This window comes from Streptomyces roseirectus, from assembly GCF_014489635.1.
Classification (GTDB): domain Bacteria; phylum Actinomycetota; class Actinomycetes; order Streptomycetales; family Streptomycetaceae; genus Streptomyces; species Streptomyces roseirectus.
The window spans coordinates 3,216,753-3,236,581 of sequence record NZ_CP060828.1 but is presented as its reverse complement, the minus strand read 5'-3'; the positions used below and the strand labels follow the sequence as shown (position 1 = coordinate 3,236,581).

General features: G+C 69.9%; 16 protein-coding genes and 1 riboswitch. Of the genes, 7 read left to right on the top strand and 9 right to left on the bottom strand.

Features of this window, described 5'->3' with window-relative positions:
• The first annotated feature begins 75 nt into the window (after window positions 1-75).
• The 4 genes from def (at window position 76) to IAG44_RS13185 (ending at window position 4,258) form a co-directional block, all read left to right on the top strand.
• Complete coding sequence (gene def, locus IAG44_RS13200; protein WP_187747322.1) at window positions 76-726, top strand: peptide deformylase; 651 nt, start codon at window positions 76-78, stop codon at window positions 724-726.
• A 275-nt stretch (window positions 727-1,001) separates the two neighbouring features.
• A complete protein-coding gene (locus IAG44_RS13195; protein WP_187747321.1) occupies window positions 1,002-2,084 on the top strand; it encodes a terpene synthase family protein in 1,083 nt (360 codons plus the stop codon).
• On the top strand, window positions 2,085-3,437 hold the full coding sequence (locus IAG44_RS13190) for a bifunctional albaflavenone monooxygenase/terpene synthase (protein WP_187747320.1): 1,353 nt from the start codon (window positions 2,085-2,087) through the stop codon (window positions 3,435-3,437).
• 41 nt (window positions 3,438-3,478) lie between these two features.
• A complete protein-coding gene (locus IAG44_RS13185; RefSeq protein ID WP_187747319.1) occupies window positions 3,479-4,258 on the top strand; it encodes a hypothetical protein in 780 nt (259 codons plus the stop codon).
• Between the two features lies 1 nt (window position 4,259).
• Here the strand turns inward: IAG44_RS13185 and IAG44_RS13180 are convergent, their stop codons facing one another.
• The 5 genes from IAG44_RS13180 to IAG44_RS13160 all read right to left on the bottom strand — a co-directional run bounded on the left by IAG44_RS13180 (window position 4,260) and on the right by IAG44_RS13160 (window position 10,938).
• Window positions 4,260-5,276, bottom strand: a complete 1,017-nt coding sequence (locus tag IAG44_RS13180) for a ribonucleotide-diphosphate reductase subunit beta (RefSeq protein ID WP_187747318.1) — start codon at window positions 5,274-5,276, stop codon at window positions 4,260-4,262.
• Complete coding sequence (locus tag IAG44_RS13175) at window positions 5,276-7,636, bottom strand: ribonucleoside-diphosphate reductase subunit alpha (RefSeq protein ID WP_187747317.1); 2,361 nt, start codon at window positions 7,634-7,636, stop codon at window positions 5,276-5,278. The genes IAG44_RS13180 and IAG44_RS13175 overlap by 1 nt, the downstream gene beginning before the upstream one ends.
• A gap of 128 nt (window positions 7,637-7,764) precedes the next feature.
• Window positions 7,765-7,898, bottom strand: a riboswitch (cobalamin riboswitch).
• 300 nt (window positions 7,899-8,198) lie between these two features.
• Window positions 8,199-9,812, bottom strand: coding sequence for a monocarboxylate uptake permease MctP (gene mctP / locus IAG44_RS13170; RefSeq protein ID WP_187747316.1), 1,614 nt, complete (start codon window positions 9,810-9,812; stop codon window positions 8,199-8,201).
• On the bottom strand, window positions 9,809-10,066 hold the full coding sequence (locus IAG44_RS13165; RefSeq protein WP_187747315.1) for a DUF3311 domain-containing protein: 258 nt from the start codon (window positions 10,064-10,066) through the stop codon (window positions 9,809-9,811). Before IAG44_RS13165 ends, mctP begins: the two co-directional genes overlap by 4 nt.
• Window positions 10,067-10,173: 107 nt before the next feature.
• Window positions 10,174-10,938, bottom strand: a complete 765-nt coding sequence (locus tag IAG44_RS13160) for a GntR family transcriptional regulator (protein WP_187747314.1) — start codon at window positions 10,936-10,938, stop codon at window positions 10,174-10,176.
• 205 nt (window positions 10,939-11,143) lie between these two features.
• Between IAG44_RS13160 and IAG44_RS13155 the strand changes: the two genes are divergently transcribed.
• Window positions 11,144-12,613, top strand: a complete 1,470-nt coding sequence (locus tag IAG44_RS13155) for a glycoside hydrolase family 3 protein (protein ID WP_425508445.1) — start codon at window positions 11,144-11,146, stop codon at window positions 12,611-12,613.
• Between the two features lie 413 nt (window positions 12,614-13,026).
• Here the strand turns inward: IAG44_RS13155 and nagB are convergent, their stop codons facing one another.
• Window positions 13,027-13,812, bottom strand: a complete 786-nt coding sequence (gene nagB / locus IAG44_RS13150; RefSeq protein WP_187747313.1) for a glucosamine-6-phosphate deaminase — start codon at window positions 13,810-13,812, stop codon at window positions 13,027-13,029.
• 521 nt (window positions 13,813-14,333) lie between these two features.
• On the opposite strand from nagB, the gene IAG44_RS13145 reads away from it, so the two are divergent.
• Window positions 14,334-15,800, top strand: coding sequence for a sensor histidine kinase (locus IAG44_RS13145; RefSeq protein WP_187752653.1), 1,467 nt, complete (start codon window positions 14,334-14,336; stop codon window positions 15,798-15,800).
• Between the two features lie 189 nt (window positions 15,801-15,989).
• Here the strand turns inward: IAG44_RS13145 and IAG44_RS13140 are convergent, their stop codons facing one another.
• Window positions 15,990-16,247 carry a WhiB family transcriptional regulator gene (locus IAG44_RS13140; protein WP_006142322.1) on the bottom strand — a complete coding sequence of 86 codons (258 nt, stop codon included), beginning with the start codon at window positions 16,245-16,247 and terminating at the stop codon, window positions 15,990-15,992.
• Between the two features lie 322 nt (window positions 16,248-16,569).
• Complete coding sequence (locus IAG44_RS13135; RefSeq protein ID WP_187747312.1) at window positions 16,570-17,538, bottom strand: diacylglycerol/lipid kinase family protein; 969 nt, start codon at window positions 17,536-17,538, stop codon at window positions 16,570-16,572.
• A gap of 782 nt (window positions 17,539-18,320) precedes the next feature.
• Here IAG44_RS13135 and IAG44_RS13130 point away from each other — a divergent pair.
• Window positions 18,321-18,770, top strand: coding sequence for a hypothetical protein (locus tag IAG44_RS13130; protein WP_187747311.1), 450 nt, complete (start codon window positions 18,321-18,323; stop codon window positions 18,768-18,770).
• 29 nt (window positions 18,771-18,799) lie between these two features.
• Here the strand turns inward: IAG44_RS13130 and IAG44_RS13125 are convergent, their stop codons facing one another.
• Window positions 18,800-19,813, bottom strand: coding sequence for an RNA polymerase sigma factor SigF (locus tag IAG44_RS13125; RefSeq protein ID WP_246561681.1), 1,014 nt, complete (start codon window positions 19,811-19,813; stop codon window positions 18,800-18,802).
• Window positions 19,814-19,829 lie beyond the last annotated feature (16 nt).

Here is a 19,829-nt window from a genome sequence, read left to right as displayed (position 1 = left end):
GCCGACCCCCGCGCACCGGGCCCCTTAGGCTGTACCCGCAGAATTTCTTCGCGTTGCAGGAAGGCTCACCTCGTCATGGCCCAGCAGGACACCGATCAGCAGCACGCGGGCGTGCTCCCCGTGGACGACGAGGGCTTCGTCATCGACACCGAGGACACCGAGGAGCGCGAGGCCGCCTACCGCGAGCGCGGCACCTCGCTGCCCATCACCGTCGTGGGGAACCCGGTCCTGCACAAGGAGTGCAAGGACGTCACCGAGTTCGACGACGCCCTGCTGAAGCTCGTCGACGACATGTTCGCCTCGCAGCGCACCGCCGAGGGCGTCGGCCTCGCCGCCAACCAGGTCGGCGTCGACCTGAAGGTGTTCGTCTACGACTGCCCGGACGACGACGGGGTGCGCCACACCGGCGTCGTCTGCAACCCGAAGCTCGTCGAACTCCCCGCCGACAAGCGGCGCCTGGACGACGGCAACGAGGGCTGCCTGTCCGTGCCGACCGCATATGCCCCACTGGCCCGCCCCGACTACGCCGAGGTCACCGGCCAGGACGAGCGCGGCAACCCCATCAAGGTCCGCGGCACCGGCTTCTTCGCACGGTGTTTGCAGCACGAGACCGACCACCTGTACGGCTACCTCTACATCGACCGGCTCTCCAAGCGCGAACGCAAGGAAGCGCTGCGGCAGATGGCCGAGAACGAGCCCCGCTACCCCGTCGTCGCCAACGACTGACGCCCCAGGCTGACCCCCTCCGACGCCCGGCCCGGAACCCCTCCGGCCGGGCGTCGTTCGTATGTCCGTCGCACGGTCGATCGCTTAAGCGCATGTTCTGATCCATAACCAGTCATCGTGGGGTGGAATCTCAGCATTCTGGGGTGGTGAATGAAGCAAATCCGTTCCCAGAACGGTCAGTTGTGGTGCTGAATGGGAAGAGCGGGGATACGCAACGGCGCACGCCCGGCACAGCGGGAGGAGCGTGCGCGACAGGCGGCCGAGAGGGGTTGTTCGTGCCAGCTTTCCCACCGAGCACCAAACACAGCAGCAGGACCGGCGGCGCACGCGGCGCGGTTCCGCCGTCGCTCTCCCTGCCGGTCATCGAGGCGGAGTTTCCCCGGCGACTGCACCCGTATTGGCCACGGTTGCAGCAGAACACGCGGCACTGGCTGCTGGAAAAGCGGCTGATGCCCCCCGACAAGGTCGCGGAATATGCCGATGGCTTGTGCTACACGGACCTGATGGCCGGCTACTACCTCGGCGCACCCGACGCGGTGCTCCAGGCCATCGCCGACTACAGCGCCTGGTTCTTCGTCTGGGACGACCGCCACGACCGCCACATCGTGCACGGCCGCACCGGAGCCTGGCGGCGCCTCAAAGCCCTGCTCCACCAGGCCCTCGACGCCCCCGCGGCCCATCTGCACCACCAGGACCCGCTGGTCGCGGGCCTCGCCGACAGCGTGCTGCGGCTCTACGGCTTCCTGCCCGCCACCTGGAACGCCCGCTTCGCCCGGCACTTCCACGAGGTGATCGACGCCTACGACCGCGAGTTCCGCAACCGCGTCGAGGCCCGGGTCCCGCCGGTCGGCGAATACCTCGCCCTGAGGCGGCTCACCTTCGCGCACTGGATATGGACGGACCTCCTGGAGGCGGCCGCGGGACGTGAACTCCCGGACGCCGTGCGGAAACACCGCGCATTCCGGCGGGCCGCCCTGCTCAGCCAGGAATTCGCCGCCTGGTACAACGACCTCTGTTCCCTGCCCAAGGAAATCGCGGGCGACGAGGTCCACAATCTCGGAATCAGCCTCATCGTCCATGAAGGGCTGACTCTGGAGGAATCCGTCGAGGAACTGAGGCGGCGCGTCCTGGGCAGCATCGCCGATTTCCTCGACGCCGAGAAGGAGACACGCCTTTTCGCGGACGGCCTCGGCGACAAGGAAATCCGCGACGCCGTCCTCGGCTGCCTCGGCAATATGCGGAACTGGTTCAGTTCCGTCTACTGGTTCCACCACGAGTCCGGCCGGTACATGGTCGACAGCTGGGACGACCGGTCCACGCCCCCCTATGTCGACAACGCGCTGTCGGGAGAAATGTAGATGACCCTCGAATCGGTACGGACGGCCACGGCCGAGCCGCCCCTCGCCGGCGGCGGACTCCCGCTGCTCGGCCACGGCTGGAAACTGGCCCGCACCCCGCTGGACTTCCTCACCGGGCTGCGCGACCACGGGGACGTCGTCCGCCTCGGGCTCGGGCCCAAGACGGTGTACGCCGTCACCGCGCCCGAACTCGTCGGCGAGGTCGCCCTCAGCCCCGACTACATCATCGCCGGGCCCCTCTGGGAGTCCCTGGAGAGCCTGCTCGGCAAGGAGGGCGTCGCCACCGCCAACGGGCCCCTGCACCGGCGCCAACGGCGCACCATACAGCCCGCGTTCAGGCTCGACGCGATACCCGGCTACGGGCCCGTCATGGAGGAGGAGGCGCGGGCCCTGGTCGAGCGGTGGCGCGGCCTGGACGTCCTCGACGTCACCACCGAGTCGTTCCGCGTCGCCACCCGGATCGCCGCGCGCTGCCTCATGCGCGGCAGCTACATGGACGAGCGGGCCGAACGGATCTGCGCCGACCTCGCGGCGCTGTTCAGCGGTATGTACCAACGCATGGTCGTACCCCTCGGACCGCTTTATCGCGTGCCGCTTCCGGCCAACCGCGAATTCAACCGCGCGCTGGCCGATTTGCACCTCCTCGTCGACGAGATCGTCGCCGACCGGCGCGCGTCCGGGCAAAAGCCCGACGATTTGCTGACGGCTTTGCTGGAGGCGACGGACGAGAATGGCGAACCCATCGGAGAGCAGGAGATCCACGACCAGGTCATCGCGATACTCACGCCGGGCAGCGAAACCGTGGGGTCCATGATCATGTCGCTGCTGCTGGTGCTCACCGAGTACCCCGAACACGCCGACAAGATCCGGGCGGAGGTGAAAAACGTGGTGGGCGACCGGCCCGTGGGATTCGACGACGTCCGCAGTCTGGCGTACACCGGGAATGTGGTCGTCGAGACATTGCGGCTCTATCCGGCCGTATGGATATTGACCCGGCGCGCGGTCACCGACACGGTCCTCGGCGGATACCGCATTCCCGCCGGCGCCGACATCGTCTACAGCCCCTACGCGCTCCAGCGGGATCCCCGCTCCTACCGCAGGGCCGAGGTGTTCGACCCCGACCGCTGGCTCCCCGGCGCCTCCGAGGAGGTCCCCAAATACGCGATGAGCCCCTTCAGCGTCGGCAACCGCAAGTGCCCGAGCGACCACTTCTCCATGGCCGAGATGACCCTCCTCACCGCCACGATGGCCTCGGCGTTCACCTTCGAGGAGACCCGGGACTCCGACCCCCGCCACCGCATCGGCATCACCCTCCGCCCCAAGAACCTGAGACTGCGCCCGGTGTCCCGGTAGCGGGCGGGTACCCTCACGGCACCTAGGACAAAGGGGGGTTCATGCGCGGAAGAAGCGCCAGACTCTGGGCCGCGGTAGGCGCCGCCGCGGCCCTGACGCTGGTGACGGCGACGGGAGCACATGCCGAGGGCAGGGGCGACATCCGGGTGGTGTCGGCCGTCGTCAACGGCGGGAAGAGCGTGACCGTCGGGACGGCCGGCAAGGTCACCTACTCGATCGCCATCACCGTCAAGGACGACTCGGGGGTGAAGAAGGTCAGCCGGGTCAGCACCTACAAGCAGCTCAGCGGCTACGGTTTCGCGGACTGGACCGGGGTTACCTGCGTCAAGAAGTCGAGGACCACGTCCGTCTGCACCGCGACGATGAGCATCGACGCGGCCTCGATCAGGTACACCGACGACATCGACACCAACCGGACAGCGGGCGTGTGGACGGTCAACGCCACCGTCAACGCGAACGACGGGGACTACTGGATCTCCGACAGCATCGCCGCCTACCAGGTCCGGCGCGCGGCCAAGTTCACCGTCGCCGCTCCTGCCAAGGCTGCCAAGGGGGCCCTGATCACGGTCTCCGGGCAGCTCACGCAGGCCAACTGGGAGAGCCGGAAGTATCAGGGGTACGCGCGGCAGACGGCGCAGCTCCAGTTCAGGAAGAACGGCGCCGCCCGGTACAGCACGGTGAAGACCGTGAAGACGGACGGCGCCGGGAAGGCCGGTGCCAAGGTCGCGGTGACGGCCTCGGGGAGCTGGCGGTGGTACTACCCCGGCACGAACGCGGTCGCTTCCACCGCGTCGGCCGGGGCGGCCGTGACCCTGAAGTAGCTCAGAAGTCCTCGTCCAGGTCGACCGTGCCCTCCACGGCGACCTGGTACGCGGACGGGCGGCGTTCGAAGAAGTTGGTGAGCTCCTGGACGCCCTGGAGTTCCATGAAGGAGAAGGGGTTCTCGGAGCCGTAGACGGGGGCGAAGCCGAGGCGGGTGAGGCGCTGGTCGGCGACGCATTCGAGGTACTGGCGCATCGACTCGGTGTTCATGCCGGGCAGGCCCTCGCCGCAGAGGTCGCGGGCGAACTGGAGCTCCGCCTCGACGGCCTCCTTCAGCATGTCGGTGACCTGCTGCTGGAGGGCGTCGTCGAACAGCTCCGGCTCCTCCTTGCGGACCGTGTCGACCACGTCGAACGCGAAGCTCATGTGCATCGTCTCGTCGCGGAAGACCCAGTTCGTGCCGGTCGCGAGGCCGTGCAGGAGACCCCGGCTGCGGAACCAGTAGACGTACGCGAAGGCGCCGTAGAAGAACAGGCCCTCGATGCACGCGGCGAAGCAGATCAGGTTCAGCAGGAAGCGGCGCCGGTCGGCCTGCGTCCGCAGGCTGTCCAGCTTCTCGACCTCGTTGATCCACTTGAAGCAGAACTCGGCCTTCTCGCGGATCGAGGGGATGTTCTCCACGGCCGCGAACGCGGCGGCACGGTCCTCCGGGTCGGGAAGGTACGTGTCCAGCAGCGTCAGATAGAACTGGACGTGCACGGCCTCCTCGAACAGCTGACGGCTCAGATACAGCCGCGCCTCGGGGGAGTTGATGTGCTTGTACAGCGTCAGCACGAGGTTGTTCGCGACGATCGAGTCACCCGTCGCGAAGAACGCCACCAGCCGCCCGATCAGGTGCTGCTCCTCCGGCGACAGCTTCGCGAGGTCCGCGACGTCCGAGTGGAGGTCCACCTCCTCGACCGTCCACGTGTTCTTGATCGCGTCCCGGTAGCGCTCGTAGAAGTCCGGGTAGCGCATCGGACGAAGCGTCAGCTCGAAGCCGGGGTCGAGCAGGTTCTTCTTGGCTTCGGTGGTCATTACTGGCATGCCTCGCAGGACTCGGGGTTTTCGAGGGAGCAGGCGACCGCGTCGGGGTCGGCGGCCTGCTGGACGGGGACGGACGCCTGGGCCGCGCGGGCGATGCGGGTCGCCGGGCGCGAACGCAGGTAGTACGTCGTCTTCAGCCCGGACTTCCAGGCGTACGCGTACATCGAGGAGAGCTTGCCGATGGTCGGCGTCTCCAGGAACAGGTTCAGGGACTGCGCCTGGTCCAGGTACGGCGTGCGCGCGGCGGCCATGTCGATCAGACCGCGCTGCGGGATCTCCCACGCCGTGCGGTACAGCGCCCGCACCTCCTCCGGGATCCACACGAAGTCCTGCACCGAGCCGTTGGCCTCGCGCAGCGCCTCCCGGGTCCGGGCGTCCCACACGCCGAGGTCCTTGAGGTCCTGCACCAGGTACGAGTTGACTTGAAGGAACTCCCCGGACAGTGTCTCGCGCTTGAACAGGTTGGACACCTGCGGCTCGATGCACTCGTAGACGCCCGCGATGGACGCGATCGTCGCGGTCGGCGCGATCGCCAGGAGCAGCGAGTTGCGCAGCCCCGTCGACGCGATCCGCTCCCGCAGGGCGGCCCAGCGCTCCGGCCAGGTGAACTCGACGCCGAAGTGGTCGGGGTGCAGCACACCACGGGCCGTCCGGGTCTTGTCCCACGCGGGCAGTGGCCCGCTGCGCTCGGCGAGGTCGGCCGACGCCTCGTACGCGGCCAGCATGATCCGCTCGGCGATCCGCGTCGACAGCGCCTTCGCCTCGGCCGAGTCGAACGGCAGCCGCAGCTTGAAGAACACGTCCTGAAGGCCCATCGCCCCCAGGCCCACCGGACGCCACTTCGCGTTGGAACGCCCCGCCTGCTCGGTCGGGTAGAAGTTGATGTCGACGACGCGGTCGAGGAAGGTCACGGCGGTGCGGACGGTCTCGTCCAGCCGCTCCCAGTCGATGTCGGAGCCGGTCACGAACGCGCCCAGGTTCACCGAACCCAGGTTGCAGACGGCCGTCTCACCGTCGTCCGTGACCTCCAGGATCTCCGTGCACAGGTTGGACGAGTGGACGACGTGACCCGGCTCGGCGGTCTGGTTCGCCGTGCGGTTCGCGGCGTCCTTGAACGTCATCCAGCCGTTGCCGGTCTGCGCGAGCGTGCGCATCATGCGGCCGTACAGGTCACGCGCCGGGATCGTCTTCTTGGCGAGCCCGGCGGCCTCCGCCTTGCGGTACGCCGCGTCGAACTCGTCGCCCCACAGGTCGACCAGCTCGGGGACGTCCGAGGGGGAGAACAGCGACCACTCCTGGTCGGCGTTCACGCGGCGCATGAACTCGTCCGGGATCCAGTGCGCGAGGTTCAGGTTGTGCGTGCGGCGGGCGTCCTCGCCGGTGTTGTCCCGCAGCTCCAGGAACTCCTCGATGTCGGAGTGCCAGGTCTCCAGGTACACCGCCGCCGCGCCCTTGCGCCGCCCGCCCTGGTTCACGGCCGCGACACTCGCGTCCAGCGTCTTCAGGAACGGCACGATGCCGTTGGAGTGCCCGTTGGTGCCGCGGATCAGCGAACCCCGGGAGCGGATGCGGGAGTACGACAGGCCGATGCCGCCGGCGTGCTTCGACAGGCGCGCGACCTGGTGGTAGCGGTCGTAGATGGAGTCCAGCTCGTCCTTGGGGGAGTCCAGGAGGTAGCAGGACGACATCTGGGGGTGCCGGGTGCCGGAGTTGAAGAGCGTGGGGGAGGACGGGAGATAGTCCAGGCGGCTCATCAGGCCGTACAGGGCGGCGACTTCGTCCAGGGCGCGGACGGTGTCGTCCTCGGCCAGTCCCGAGGCGACCCGGAGCAGGAAGTGCTGGGGCGTCTCGATCACCTTGCGGGTGATCGGGTGACGCAGCAGGTAACGGCTGTGCAGGGTGCGCAGGCCGAAGTAGCCGAAGCGGTCGTCGGCGGCGGGGTCGATCAGGCCGTCGAGGTGCGTGGCGTGGACGCGGGCGAACTCGGCGGTGCGGTCGGCGATCAGGCCCTCGCGGTGGCCGACCGAGATCGACTCCGTGAACGTCGTCACACTCTGGGAGGCGGCCTCGGCGCGGATGCTGATCGTCAGTAGGCGGGCGGCGAGACGGGAGTACGCCGGGTCCTCCGAGATCAGGCCCGCGGCGGCCTCCGTGGCCAGCTCACGCAGCTCGGCCTCGTCCGCGCGGGCGGACCGGCCGCGCAGGGCCGCGGCGGCGACCCGGCCGGGGTCGGCGTCGGGGAGGTCGGCGGTCAGCTCCGTCAGGGTCCGCAGCAACGCGGCTCCGGGGCCGTCGTTCTCGGTCTCGACCGCCTGGACCTCTGAAGCCGGTTCGGCTGGCGCGATGGTCACGTGAGGCTCTCCCTCGCTCGGCAAGGGGCCTTGCGGGCAGGGGGCAGCACAAACACACGGCGCGTTTGCACCCCGGCCCACTCCGCGAGGCCCGGACGTCAGGGCACGCCGGGCCGTTCCTGGGTACGGCCGGGCGTATGCCGTCGGCAGGTCCTCGGACTGACGCTCTGCGCATACGCGCACAAGTACACCGTTGCGGGACAGTTCCGGATTCGCACCGGATTCCCCTGCGGCGACAGCGAGCATGAGCATACATCTAGTGCCGGGCCGTGGTGGCACCCCCAGATGTTGTGTCGCATCGGCTTCGGAGCGTCAACTTGTGGGTGGGAACTGTGATGCCGGGGAGGGGGTGGGGGGTGCGGTTCGTGGCGGGCTGCGGGTGCGTTGTGGCCGTTCGCGCAGTTCCCCGCGCCCCTTAAGTGCGTTGGAAATTACGAAGTTCTACAGCGCCCATAGCAACGCGCCCCTGAAGGTGCGCGACAGCGCATCCTTCAGGGGCGCGGGGAACTGCGCGACAAGCCACGACGGTGCCGCAGCCGCCCGAACAGCCTCGCCGATCGAGCTAGTGGGCCGCTCCCGAAGTCGCCGGGGGAAGTTCCGTCTGGACGCCCGGGTCGCCCGCGTCGGCCGTGTAGTCGGCGGGGCTGGTCTCGTCGATGCCGTCGGGGGCCTTCGCCGCGCGGAGGACGAACGTCAGGACGACCGTCACCGCGACGTTGAGGACGAACGCCGTGAGGCCGATGTAGCCCATCTCACCGATGCCGGGGATCGTGTCGTTGGAGCCGCCGAAGTGCTTCTGGGTCGGCGAGGCGACGTTGTACGCGGTGATCGTGCCGTAGACCATGCCGACCGCCCACCCGCCCAGCAGGGCCCAGCGGTGGAACCAGCGCGTGAAGAGGCCACCGACGAGCGCCGGGAACGTCTGGAGGATCCAGATGCCGCCCAGCAACTGGAAGTTGATCGCGGCCGTCTTGTCCATCGTCAGGACGAAGACCAGCGCGCCGACCTTCACGAGCAGCGACACCAGCTTGGAGATCTTCGTCTCCTGCTCCGGCGTCGCCTCGGGCTTGAGGAAGTCCTTGTAGATGTTGCGCGTGAAGAGGTTGGCCGCGGCGATGGACATGATCGCGGCCGGCACCAGCGCCCCGATCCCGATCGCCGCGAAGGCGACCCCCGCGAACCAGTCCGGGAACATGTCCTCGAACAGCTGCGGGATGGCCAGCTGATTGTTCCCGTGCGTGTTCACGTTCGCCGCGATCGCCATGAACCCGAGCAGCGCCAGCAGCCCGAGCATCAGGGAATACAGCGGGAGGATCGTGGTGTTGCGACGGATCACGTCACGGTTCTTGGAGGAGAGCGTCGCGGTGATGGAGTGCGGATACATGAACAGGGCCAGCGCGGAGCCGAGCGCCAGCGTGGCGTACGTCCACTGCCCCGCCTCGGCCGGCACGAGCCCGCCCGCCTTCGCCGCCGTGTACTTCTCGCCCGCCGAGGCGAAGATCTCGTCGAACCCGCCCAGCTTGATCGGGATGTAGATGATCGCGACGGCGATGACGAGGTAGATCAGCGTGTCCTTGACGAACGCGATGAGCGCCGGCGCCCGCAGCCCCGAGGAGTACGTGTACGCGGCCAGCACACCGAACGCGATCAGCAGCGGCAGGTCCTTCACGAACCAGTTCGTGTCCTCGCCGCCCCCGACGCCCATGACGTCCAGCACGGCCTGGATCCCGACGAGTTGCAGCGCGATGTACGGCATCGTCGCGAGGATCCCGGTGAGCGCGACCGCCAGGGACAGCCCCTTGGACCCGAACCGCCCGCGCACGAAGTCGGACGTCGTGACGTACCCGTGCTTGTGCGAGACCGACCACAGCCGTGGCAGGAACGTGAAGATCAGCGGGTACACCAGGATCGTGTACGGCACCGCGAAGAACCCGGCGGCGCCGGCCGCGTAGATCGCCGCGGGCACGGCGACGAACGTGTACGCCGTGTAGAGGTCGCCGCCGAGCAGGAACCAGGTCACCCAGGTCCCGAACGACCGCCCGCCGAGCCCCCACTCGTCCAGCGACTGCTCGTTCTCGGCCTTGCGCCAGCGCGCCGCGAGGAACCCCATGACCGTGACGGCCACGAAGAAGAAGACGAAGACGCCGAGCGCGACGCCGTTCACGCCGTCCTTCACTTCGACGCACCCCCCTTGCGGGCGCGCTGGTCACGCTGCCACAGCTGGTACGCGGTCATGGTGAGCGCGGTCGAGATCAGCACCCACAGCATCTGGTACCAGTAGAAGAACGGGATGCCGATGAACGTCGGGTCCACCTTCGAGTACGAGCCGACCCAGAGCAGCGCCACGAACGGCGCGAACAGGCACAGGGCGATGACGACGCGCACGGGCGTCACCACCGGTTCCCCGCGTTCGGGTGGGGTGTCTGACATCGGGCGGCTCCGTCCCCTCGCTGTGATCACCACTGCAATGCGCAGGCAATCTAAGTGACGGATAAAGCGCAGCGGAAGCCCTGTCCGCATATCGTCCTTGACCTGTGTTATTCCACCGGCCGCTTCAGCCGCGCCACGAACTTGTACCGGTCGCCCCGCCACACCGACCGCACCCACTCCACGGGCTCCCCGCGCAGGTCCAGCGAGTGCCGGGACAGCATGAGCATCGGCAGCCCGACGTCCGTCCCGAGCAGCCCCGCCTCACGCGGTGTCGCCAGCGACGTCTCGATCGTCTCCTCGGCCTCCGCCAGCCGGACGTCGTACACCTCGGCGAGGGCGGTGTAGAGGGACGCGTACTTGACGAGGGAGCGGCGCAGGGCCGGGAAGCGCTTGGCGCTGAGATGGGCCGTCTCTATGGCCATCGGCTCGCCGTTGGCCATGCGCAGCCGCTCGATGCGCAGCACGCGTCCGCCGGAGGCGATGTCGAGGAGCCCGGCGAGCCGGTCGTCCGCGGTGACGTACCCGATGTCCAGGAGCTGCGAGGTCGGCTCCAGGCCCTGCGCGTGCATGTCCTCGGTGTACGAGGTGAGTTGGAGCGCCTGGGAGACCTTCGGCTTCGCGACGAACGTGCCCTTGCCCTGGATCCGTTCGAGGCGGCCCTCGACGACCAGCTCCTGGAGGGCCTGGCGGACGGTCGTGCGGGAGGTGTCGAACTCGGCCGCGAGCGTGCGTTCCGGCGGGACGGCGGTGCCCGGTGCCTGGGTCTCCGTCATGTCCAGCAGATGCTTCTTCAGACGGTAGTACTTGGGCACACGCGCGGTACGGACGGTCGCTCCACCCTCGTGCTCCGCACTGCTGACGTCGGTGCTCATGGCCTGCCTTCCCGGCTCGCACGGGCCGACCTCCCGTCGGCCGCGGCACCCCATCGTGGCACGGGATCGTGTGTACGGGTGCCCGTACGGGCAGGTCGGTCCCGCTCCGCCGTCCGGTAAGAACTCCCTGCCCAGGGCGTCCGAGCCCTTGACACGCCCCTTGGTCCGGTCCAAGCTCGCGGTGCTGGTCTACACCATTCGGAGGGTGGCGTTGGCAGAGACGACCGTGGACCGGGACGCGCTCGCCGTCCTCCAGCCCGGCTTCACCGGGACGACCGCCCCCGACTGGCTGCTGCGCCGCCTCGACGAAGGGCTCGCGGCCGTCGGCCTGTTCGGCCGCAACATCACCGGGCCCCGCCAACTCGCCGACCTCACCGCCGAGTTGCGCAAGGTCCGGCCCGATGTGCTGGTCGCCGTCGACGAGGAGGGCGGCGACGTCACCCGGCTCGAAGCGCGCCAGGGTTCCTCGTTCCCCGGGAACCTCGCGCTGGGGGTCGTGGACGACACCGTCCTCACGTCCGGCGTCGCCGCCGAACTGGGGCGCCGACTCGCCGCGTGCGGCGTCAACCTCGACTGGGCGCCGTCCGCGGACGTCAACACCGACCCCGGCAACCCCGTCATCGGCGTGCGCTCCTTCGGCGCCGATCCCGCGCTGGCCGCCCGCCACACCGCCGCGTACGTCACCGGGCTCCAGTCCGCGGGGGTCGCGGCCTGCGCGAAGCACTTCCCGGGGCACGGGGACACGTCCGTCGACTCGCACGAGTCGCTGCCGCGGATCGACGTGCCGTACGACGTCCTCGCCGGCCGGGATCTTCCGCCGTTCCGCGCGGCCATCGACGCCGGGGTGCGCGCGATCATGACGGCCCACATCCTCACGCCCGCCCTCGACGCCGGCCGGCCCGCGACGCTCTCCCGTGCCGTCCTCACCGATCTCCTGCGGGGTGACCTCGGCTACGACGGGCTGATCATCACCGACGGGATGGAGATGCGGGCCGTCGCCGCCACGTACGGCGTCGAGCGGGGGGCCGTTCTCGCGATCGCCGCGGGGGCCGACGCGATCTGTGTGGGCGGGGGGCTGGCCGACGATGCCACGGTGTGCCGGCTGCGGGACGCCCTCGTCGCTGCGGTGCGCGCCGGTGAACTCGCCGAGGAACGGCTCGCGGACGCGGCGGGGCGGGTGCGGGCGCTGGCCCGCTGGACGGCCTCCCGTACGCCGGGCGGCCTCGTGGCGAACCCCGGCATCGGGCTGGAGGCGGCACACCGGGCCCTTCGGGTCACCGGTCAGCTCACCCCGCTCACGGCCGCGCCGTACGTCGCCGGGTTCACGCCCGTCGCCAACATCGCCGTCGGCGACGAGACGCCCTGGGGGCTAGGGCCTGCTCTGGCCGGGCTCCTCCCCGGCACCCTCACCGGCACCTTCGCCGGGGCCGACGCGGGTACATCCGCCCTCGCCGCCGCGGGCGGCCGGCGCATCGTCGCCGTCGTCCGCGACGAGCATCGCCACAGCTGGATGTCCGCCGCCGTGACGACCCTCCTCCGGGCCCGGCCCGACACGGTCATCGTCGAAATGGGCGTCCCCCACGCACCTCCTCGGGGCGCCGTCCACCTCGCTACGCACGGGGCGGCGAGGGTGTGTGGGGTCGCGGCGGCGGAGGTGTTGGCGGGGGTGCGGTGAGGGGGCGGGGCGCGGGGGTGGTTGGCCGGGTGCGGGTTCGTTGTGGCTGGTCGCGCAGTTCCCCGCGCCCCTGGGGTGGGTGGGGGTGAGCGTGGGGTGGTGAGTGCGGGTGGCTGTGCCCGTCGCCTCTTACCCGTCGACCGTCGCCCGTCGCTCCTTGCCCGTCCCGTCTCCGCCGCCCCCGGCCCGTCCCGTCCCCGTCTCCGTCGCCCCCTGCTCGTCCCGTCCCCGTCCCGTCGTCCCCTGCCCGTCCCCGTCGCCCGTGTTAGCCGCCCGTCGCTGATCCCTGTCGGCCCTCGTCCGTGCCGGTCGCTCTCGGTCGTGCCGATGGCGAAGGCCCCGGTCGCGTGTTGCCCCTCGCCGGGGTGGTGCCGGGAGCTGTTCCCAGCGTCGCCCCCGCTCGTGCTAGCTGCTCAGATGCCCTGCCAGGCCGGTTTGTTGGCGTAGGTGTGGCGGAAGTAGTCGGCGAGCTTCAGCTTTGAGGCGGCGGCTTCGTCGGTGATGATCGTGGTGTGGGGGTGGAGTTGGAGGGCGGAGGCGGGGCAGAAGGCGGAGATCGGGCCCTCGACCGTGGAGGCGACCGCGTCGGCCTTGCCTTCGCCGGTGGCGAGGAGGACGAGGTGGCGGGCTTCGAGGATGGTGCCGATGCCCTGGGTGATGACGTGGTGGGGGACCTGGGTGATGTCGCCGTCGAAGAAGCGGGCGTTGTCGACGCGGGTCTGCTCGGTGAGGGTCTTGATGCGGGTGCGGGACGCGAGGGAGGAGCAGGGCTCGTTGAAGCCGATGTGCCCGTCCGTGCCGATGCCGAGGATCTGGAGGTCGACGCCGCCGGACTCGGTGAGCGCGCGGTCGTAGGCGGCGCAGGCGGCGGGGACGTCGGAGGCGGTGCCGTCGGGACCGAGGAAGGCGCTCAGGGGGATGCCGAGCGGCGTGAGGACTTCGCGGTGGAGGACCGAGCGGTAGGACTCGGGATGGTCGGCGGGGAGGCCGACGTACTCGTCGAGCTGGGCTATCCGCACCCGGGAGACGTCCGCGTCGCCCGCGCGCACGCGCGCCGTGAGGGCCTGGTAGACCGGCAGGGGCGTCGAGCCGGTGGCCACGCCGAGCAGCGCGTCGGGCTTGCGGTTCAGGAGCCGCACGATGGCCTCGGCGACGAGTTCGCCGCCCGCGGCGGCGTCCGGGACGATCACAACTTCCACGCTGGCCTGCCGTTCTGGGAGAAGCCGAAATGGACATGTGGTTTAGACCACTCTAATCTAGCCGACATGTCCCGGCCCGCCGGGTTGCGGCCGGTCGACGGCCGGTTGTCCGTCCGCTGAACATCGCGGCGGCGATCGCGCGGGAAATCCCTCACTCCTCAGGCCCCCCAAGGGAACCCGCACAGGCTAGGCTTCGTTGAGACGCACAGAGCGTCCACACCAGCGTGACTTCCGTTCTCCCCGCACAGGAGGGCGGACCGAGGAACCGGTGCTCTCTGCCCTGACTGCCCCGGCTCCTCACCTTTCGGCCCGGGACCGCACACCCCGCGGCCGAGATTGCTCCGGGCTGCGGTGCCGCGAGGGTTGAGGGTCCCTTCAGGCGCCGCGGCCCGCGGGTGTTTTCACAGGCGTACACCGCCCCACGCCCCGGGTATGTCGTCACGATGGGATCCAGCACCTCGTACGGACGTCACGTTTCGGCCAGCAACAAACCGGCGGGTACGCTCGCTCATGTGCCCTCCATGAACGAACTCGTACGCCAGCACACCGCTCTCGGTGACTCCGACCTGGAGTGGCTGCACCTGCTGGTCTCGGAGTGGCAGCTGCTCTCCGACCTCTCCTTCGCCGACCTGGTGCTGTGGGTCCCGACGAGCGACGGCACGCGGTACGTCTCGGTGGCGCAGATGCGCCCCAACACGGGCCCCACCTCCTATCAGGACGACATGGTCGGCCACCTGGTTCCCCGGGGCCGCCGCCCGCTCCTGGACGTCGCCCTCGACGAGGGCCGCATCGTCCGCGAGGGCGACCCGGAGTGGCGCGAGGAGGTCCCCGTCCGGGTCGAGTCGATCCCCGTGCGCCGCGAGGGCCGCGTCCTCGGCGTCATCGCCCGCAACACCAACCTGCTGACCGTCCGCACCCCGAGCCGCCTGGAGCTGACCTACCTCCAGAGCGCGTCCGACCTCGCCCAGATGATCGCGGCGGGCGCGTTCCCCTTCGCCGGCCAGCAGATGGACATGGACGCCGCCCCGCGCGTCGGCGACGGCCTGATCCGCCTGGACGCGGACGGCATCGTCCAGTACGCCTCCCCGAACGCGCTCTCCGCGTACCACCGCATGGGCCTCGCCTCCGACCTCGTCGGCCACCACCTCGGGCAGACGACGGCCGAACTCGCCCCCACACGTGGGCCGGTGGACGAGGCGCTGGCCAAGGTCGCCAGCGGCTGGGCGCCGCGCGAGTTCGAGATCGAGGCGAACGACGGGGTGATCCAGTTCCGGGCGATCCCCCTCAAGCCCAAGGGCACCCGCATCGGTTCGCTGGTGCTCCTGCGGGACGTCACCGAACTGCGCCGCCGCGAGCGGGAGTTGATCACCAAGGACGCGACCATCCGGGAGATCCACCACCGGGTGAAGAACAACCTCCAGACGGTCGCCGCCCTGCTCAGGCTCCAGGCCCGGCGCATCGAGTCCGAACGCGGGCGGGAGGCGCTGGAGGAGGCCGTCCGCCGGGTCGGCTCGATCGCCATCGTCCATGAGACGCTGTCTCAGAACCTGGACGAGCGGGTGGAGTTCGACGAGATCGCCGACCGGGTGCTCGCGATGGTCGCCGAGATCTCGCCGGGCAAGGTGACCGGGCGGCGCACCGGGCGGTTCGGGATTCTCGACGCCGAGGTGGCCACCCCGCTCTCGATGGTCCTGACCGAGATTTTGCAGAACGCCCTGGAGCACGGGTTCCGTGAGGGTGAGAGCGGGACCGTGGAGGTGACGGCCGTGCGCGGCGGGACGTCCAAGGACGCGCGACTCCTCGTCACCGTCCAGGACGACGGCGTCGGGCTGCCGGACGGGTTCGACCCGCACACCTCGGGCAACCTCGGGCTGCAGATCGTCCGGACGCTGGTGGAGGGGGAGTTGGGGGGCAGCTTCGACATGGTGCCGGGGCCGGAGGGCGGGACCCAGGTGATCCTGGACGTGCCGGTGCAGTCGCAGAAGTGAGCTGTCGCAGGGCAGCAAAGAGCCCCGGTCCGTGTGGGCCGGGGCTATCGCTCCCTGCTGCGGTACTCGTGCAAGTTGTGCAAGTCGTACTGAGCGCTTGGGGGTACTGCGCGCTGCGGTTCGGGGGCGGGAGCTGCGTACCTGCTGTACGCGCCGCCAACCTCAGGCTGTTTTAGCGGGGCGGACAGGTCAGGCAGACGCCTGACGGGCCCGGTTGCGGGCGGCGCGGCGCTTCATGGCGCGGCGCTCGTCCTCGCTGAGACCACCCCAGACACCCGAGTCCTGACCGGACTCGAGCGCCCACTGCAGACACTGATCCATGACGGGGCAGCGCCGGCAGACGGCCTTGGCTTCCTCGATCTGCAGCAGCGCAGGACCGGTGTTGCCGATGGGGAAGAAGAGCTCGGGGTCTTCCTCGCGGCAAACGGCGTTGTGACGCCAGTCCATGGCTGCTACCTCTCCTTGGGTGTTACGTGCGGGTTGCTTGTGAATGTGAACGCTTTCACGAATCCCTCAACAAGGGAAGGGTCGCCAGCCAGCTGTGCCTGGCGAGGTCCTGGTGTCGTGAAGAGGGGTTCCGGTGATCAGTGGATGCCGGTGTTGCGGGCTGTCCCGATCGCCACGTAGAGACTCGCAAACCTCAGCGGCGGATACAACCCCTTCTGGAAAGTTTTTTTTGATTCCTCGGTGTCGACTGGGTCACAGCCGTACTTCCAAGGGGTGGACCCTGGCCTAAACGTTCGAGTGAAAGGACTTCCGCCCTTTCTGCTCACACAATCACACGCAGTGCACGGCGTACGCCTGTGAACGTCACGCTGGTGCGCAGTCCGAGGTGGTCTCCGTCCATCTGGAGCGGGAGCGGCACCTTCGAATGCAAGGTGAACTGGTCCAGATCGTGGAGGGAGGTCGCGTGCTTGCCCTGGGGGCCCCTCTCGGGGGACGAAAGGAGCAATTGTGTGGCATACCGGGCGAGCGCGGGGGTCGAGAGGCGGCTCAGACCGAGCACGTCGAGGCCGGTATCGAACGAAGCCTTAGGTGACGCGTACACCGGGCGATTGCCCAGATAGGTCCACGGAGCCGTGTTGCAGACTATGGACATCACCAAATCGGTCACGGGTTCTTCCCCGGCGCGTTCCAGGGTGATCGTTCCGTGCCTGCGGTGGGGTTCTCCGAGAAACTGACGCAGTGCCTGCTGAAGGTAAAGAGCGTGTGTGGATTTCCTTCCACGTTCCCGCTGTTGCTCGACCCGGCCGATGACTTTCGCGTCGAATCCCAGGCCCGCGTTAAAGGTGAACCAGCGGCCGGGGACGGCCTCGTCGGGGGTGCCGGGGGTGCCGGCCGCGATGCCCAGGCCGACCGTGCGTTCGCTGCCCTGGCGCAGGGCGTCCAGCAGGGCGCCGGTCGCCTCCACCGGGTCGTTGGGCAGGCCCAGGGCCCGCGCGAACACGTTCGTGGAGCCGCCGGGGACCACGGCCAGGCCCGGCAGCCTCTCCAGGTCCGGGCCCGCGTGCAGCAGGCCGTTCACGACCTCGTTGATCGTGCCGTCGCCGCCCAGCGCCACGACCAGGTCGATGTCGCTGCTCTGTGCCGCCTGCCGGCCCAGGTCCCTCGCGTGCCCCCGGTACTCCGTCGTGACCGCTTCCAGCTTCATCTCGCTCGCCAGCGCGTGGATCAGCACGTCACGCCTGCGCGCGCTCGTCGTCGTCGCCGCCGGATTGACCACAAGAAGTGCACGCATGGATCGCAGCGTACCTACTGGGTGGTACCGGGCACAGGTCGAGGTAGGGAACCGGTAAGAGATCCCACGGTGACCCTCACCACGAACACCCTCATCAGGCCGAGGGCTCCGGGGAGAGGGCGCGGGGGCGCGTGGGGGTTGTCGGGGGGGCGCGCGAGATCGGGAGTGCTTCGGGGTGGGGTGGGGAGGGAGAGCGGGGGAGGGGGTGAGCGCGGGGGGCGTGCGCGGGGCGGGATGGGAGGGGTGCGAGAGGGGGGGAGGGGCGAGGCAGCGGGTGGTGAGGTTGGGTGAGGGGGCGGCTGGAAGCGGGCAGGGGAATCGGCGGTGCCCTGTGCCGGCTGGCCGCGCTCCCCGGTCCGGCGGCCCATGTGTCAGTCGCGGGCTCCCTGTGCGGGCCGGCGCTGTCCGGTGAGGCGGCTGGCCGCTCTCTCTTCGTCGGCCCCGCGCAGATGTCGGGCCGCCCGGCCCCGGCTCGTCTCCCCGGCCCCGTACCCGCCTCGCTCTGTGGCCATCGCCCCCATGTCAGCCTTGCCCCGCTGCCCCGCTGCCCCGCTGCCCCGCTGCCCCGCTGCCCCGCTGCCCCGCTGCCCCGCTGCCCCGCTGCCCCGCTGCCCCGCTGCCCCGCTGCCCCGCTGCCCCGCTGCCCTCGCCCTCGCGCGGTTCCGGTGGTCGACTCCCCGGCCGGGCTGTCGGCTTCGGTGCGAAGTGCTGCTGGTTCTGGCCCCGGCCGGGGAGGGGCTGGGGTCTCCTTCCCCGGCTGGGGTGACCGTTACGCTTCAGGGGTGAGCAGTGAGAAGGGTTCTGAGTCGGTGCGGGCGTCCGGTGGGGGGCAGGGGGTGCGGCCTCGGCGGGTGACGTATGCGGCGGTGCTGGCCGGGGTGGAGGGGGCCGCGCTGGTGGTGGGGGGTGTGTGGATGCTGGTCGCGGGGATCGGCGGGGACGCGGGCGACCGGCAGGGCGCGGTGACCGGGGGGATCACGCTGGTGGTGCTCGCGCTGCTGCCGCTGCTCGCCGCGAAGGGGCTGCTGGGACAGCGGAGCTGGAGCCGAGGGCCCGCGATCGTCACGCAGGTGATGGCGTTGCCGGTGGCCTACAGCCTGGTGCAGGCGGACAGCGTGGCCATCCCGGCGGGCATCGCGCTGGGCGTCGTCGCCGTGGTGGCGCTGGTGCTGCTGGTCAACGGGGAGACGACCCGGGCCCTCGGGATCCGCGGGCCCGGCGCTCAGGAGTGACGCTCACGCCGTGGCGGTCGCCGCGGCCCTCACTCCTCCACCAGCAGCTTCTCCCGGAGCTGGGCCAGTGTGCGGGCCAGCAGGCGGGAGACGTGCATCTGGGAGATGCCGACCTCCTGGGCGATCTGCGACTGCGTCATGTTGCCGAAGAACCGCAGGAGGAGGATCCGCTTCTCGCGCGGTGGGAGGTCTTCGAGGAGCGGCTTGAGGGATTCGCGGTACTCGACGCCCTCCAGCGCCTCGTCCTCCGCGCCGAGCGTGTCGGCGACGGCCGGCGACTCGTCGTCCGTGTCGGGGACGTCCAGCGAGAGCGTCGAGTACGCGTTGGCGGACTCCAGCCCCTCCAGGACCTCCTCCTCGGAGATCGCCAGCTTCTCGGCGAGCTCGTGGACGGTCGGGGAGCGCCCGTGCTGCTGGGAGAGCTCGGCGGTGGCGGTGGTGAGGGAGAGGCGCAGTTCCTGGAGCCGGCGCGGGACGCGTACGGCCCACCCCTTGTCCCGGAAGTGCCGCTTGATCTCCCCGACGACGGTGGGTGTCGCGTACGTGGAGAACTCGACGCCGCGGTCCGGGTCGAAGCGGTCCACGGACTTGATGAGCCCGATGGTGGCGACCTGCGTCAGGTCGTCCAGCGGCTCGCCCCGGTTGCGGAACCGCCGCGCGAGGTGCTCGACGAGCGGGAGGTGCATCCGGACCAGCCGGTTGCGCAGCTCCGCGTACTCGGGGCTGCCGTCCGCCAGGCCCCGCAGCTCGACGAAGAGCGCCCGCGCCTCGCTGCGGTCCTGATGACCGTGTGGCACGGCGGCCACGCCGCCCTGTTGATCGTCTCGCTCGTGCTCGCTCATCGTCCCGCCCGTTGCCCTTTGTCGAGCCGTCCTGGCCCGGCCAGGGGTGTCCTGCGCCCCGTCCAGATCCCGCCCGTCGTCCTGCGGATGCGGGCGGGCCTGCTCGGGAATGCCGTCGATGCCGTCCGCCATGCGGCGGGCGCCGTCCGGGAGGAAGCCCTCCTCGGTCGGCAGCCGCGCGCCGCGCTCATCGCTGTGCACCGGCCCGTCCCCGTCC

Coding starts and splice junctions, on each gene's coding strand:
- def (WP_187747322.1), top strand. CDS start 76: ATGGCCCAGCAGGACACCGATCAGCAGCACGCGGGCGTGCTCCCCGTG.
- IAG44_RS13180 (WP_187747318.1), bottom strand. CDS start 5,276: ATGACCACCGAAGCCAAGAAGAACCTGCTCGACCCCGGCTTCGAGCTG.
- IAG44_RS13190 (WP_187747320.1), top strand. CDS start 2,085: ATGACCCTCGAATCGGTACGGACGGCCACGGCCGAGCCGCCCCTCGCC.
- IAG44_RS13145 (WP_187752653.1), top strand. CDS start 14,334: ATGAACGAACTCGTACGCCAGCACACCGCTCTCGGTGACTCCGACCTG.
- IAG44_RS13165 (WP_187747315.1), bottom strand. CDS start 10,066: ATGTCAGACACCCCACCCGAACGCGGGGAACCGGTGGTGACGCCCGTG.
- IAG44_RS13135 (WP_187747312.1), bottom strand. CDS start 17,538: ATGCGTGCACTTCTTGTGGTCAATCCGGCGGCGACGACGACGAGCGCG.
- IAG44_RS13160 (WP_187747314.1), bottom strand. CDS start 10,938: ATGAGCACCGACGTCAGCAGTGCGGAGCACGAGGGTGGAGCGACCGTC.
- IAG44_RS13140 (WP_006142322.1), bottom strand. CDS start 16,247: ATGGACTGGCGTCACAACGCCGTTTGCCGCGAGGAAGACCCCGAGCTC.
- IAG44_RS13185 (WP_187747319.1), top strand. CDS start 3,479: ATGCGCGGAAGAAGCGCCAGACTCTGGGCCGCGGTAGGCGCCGCCGCG.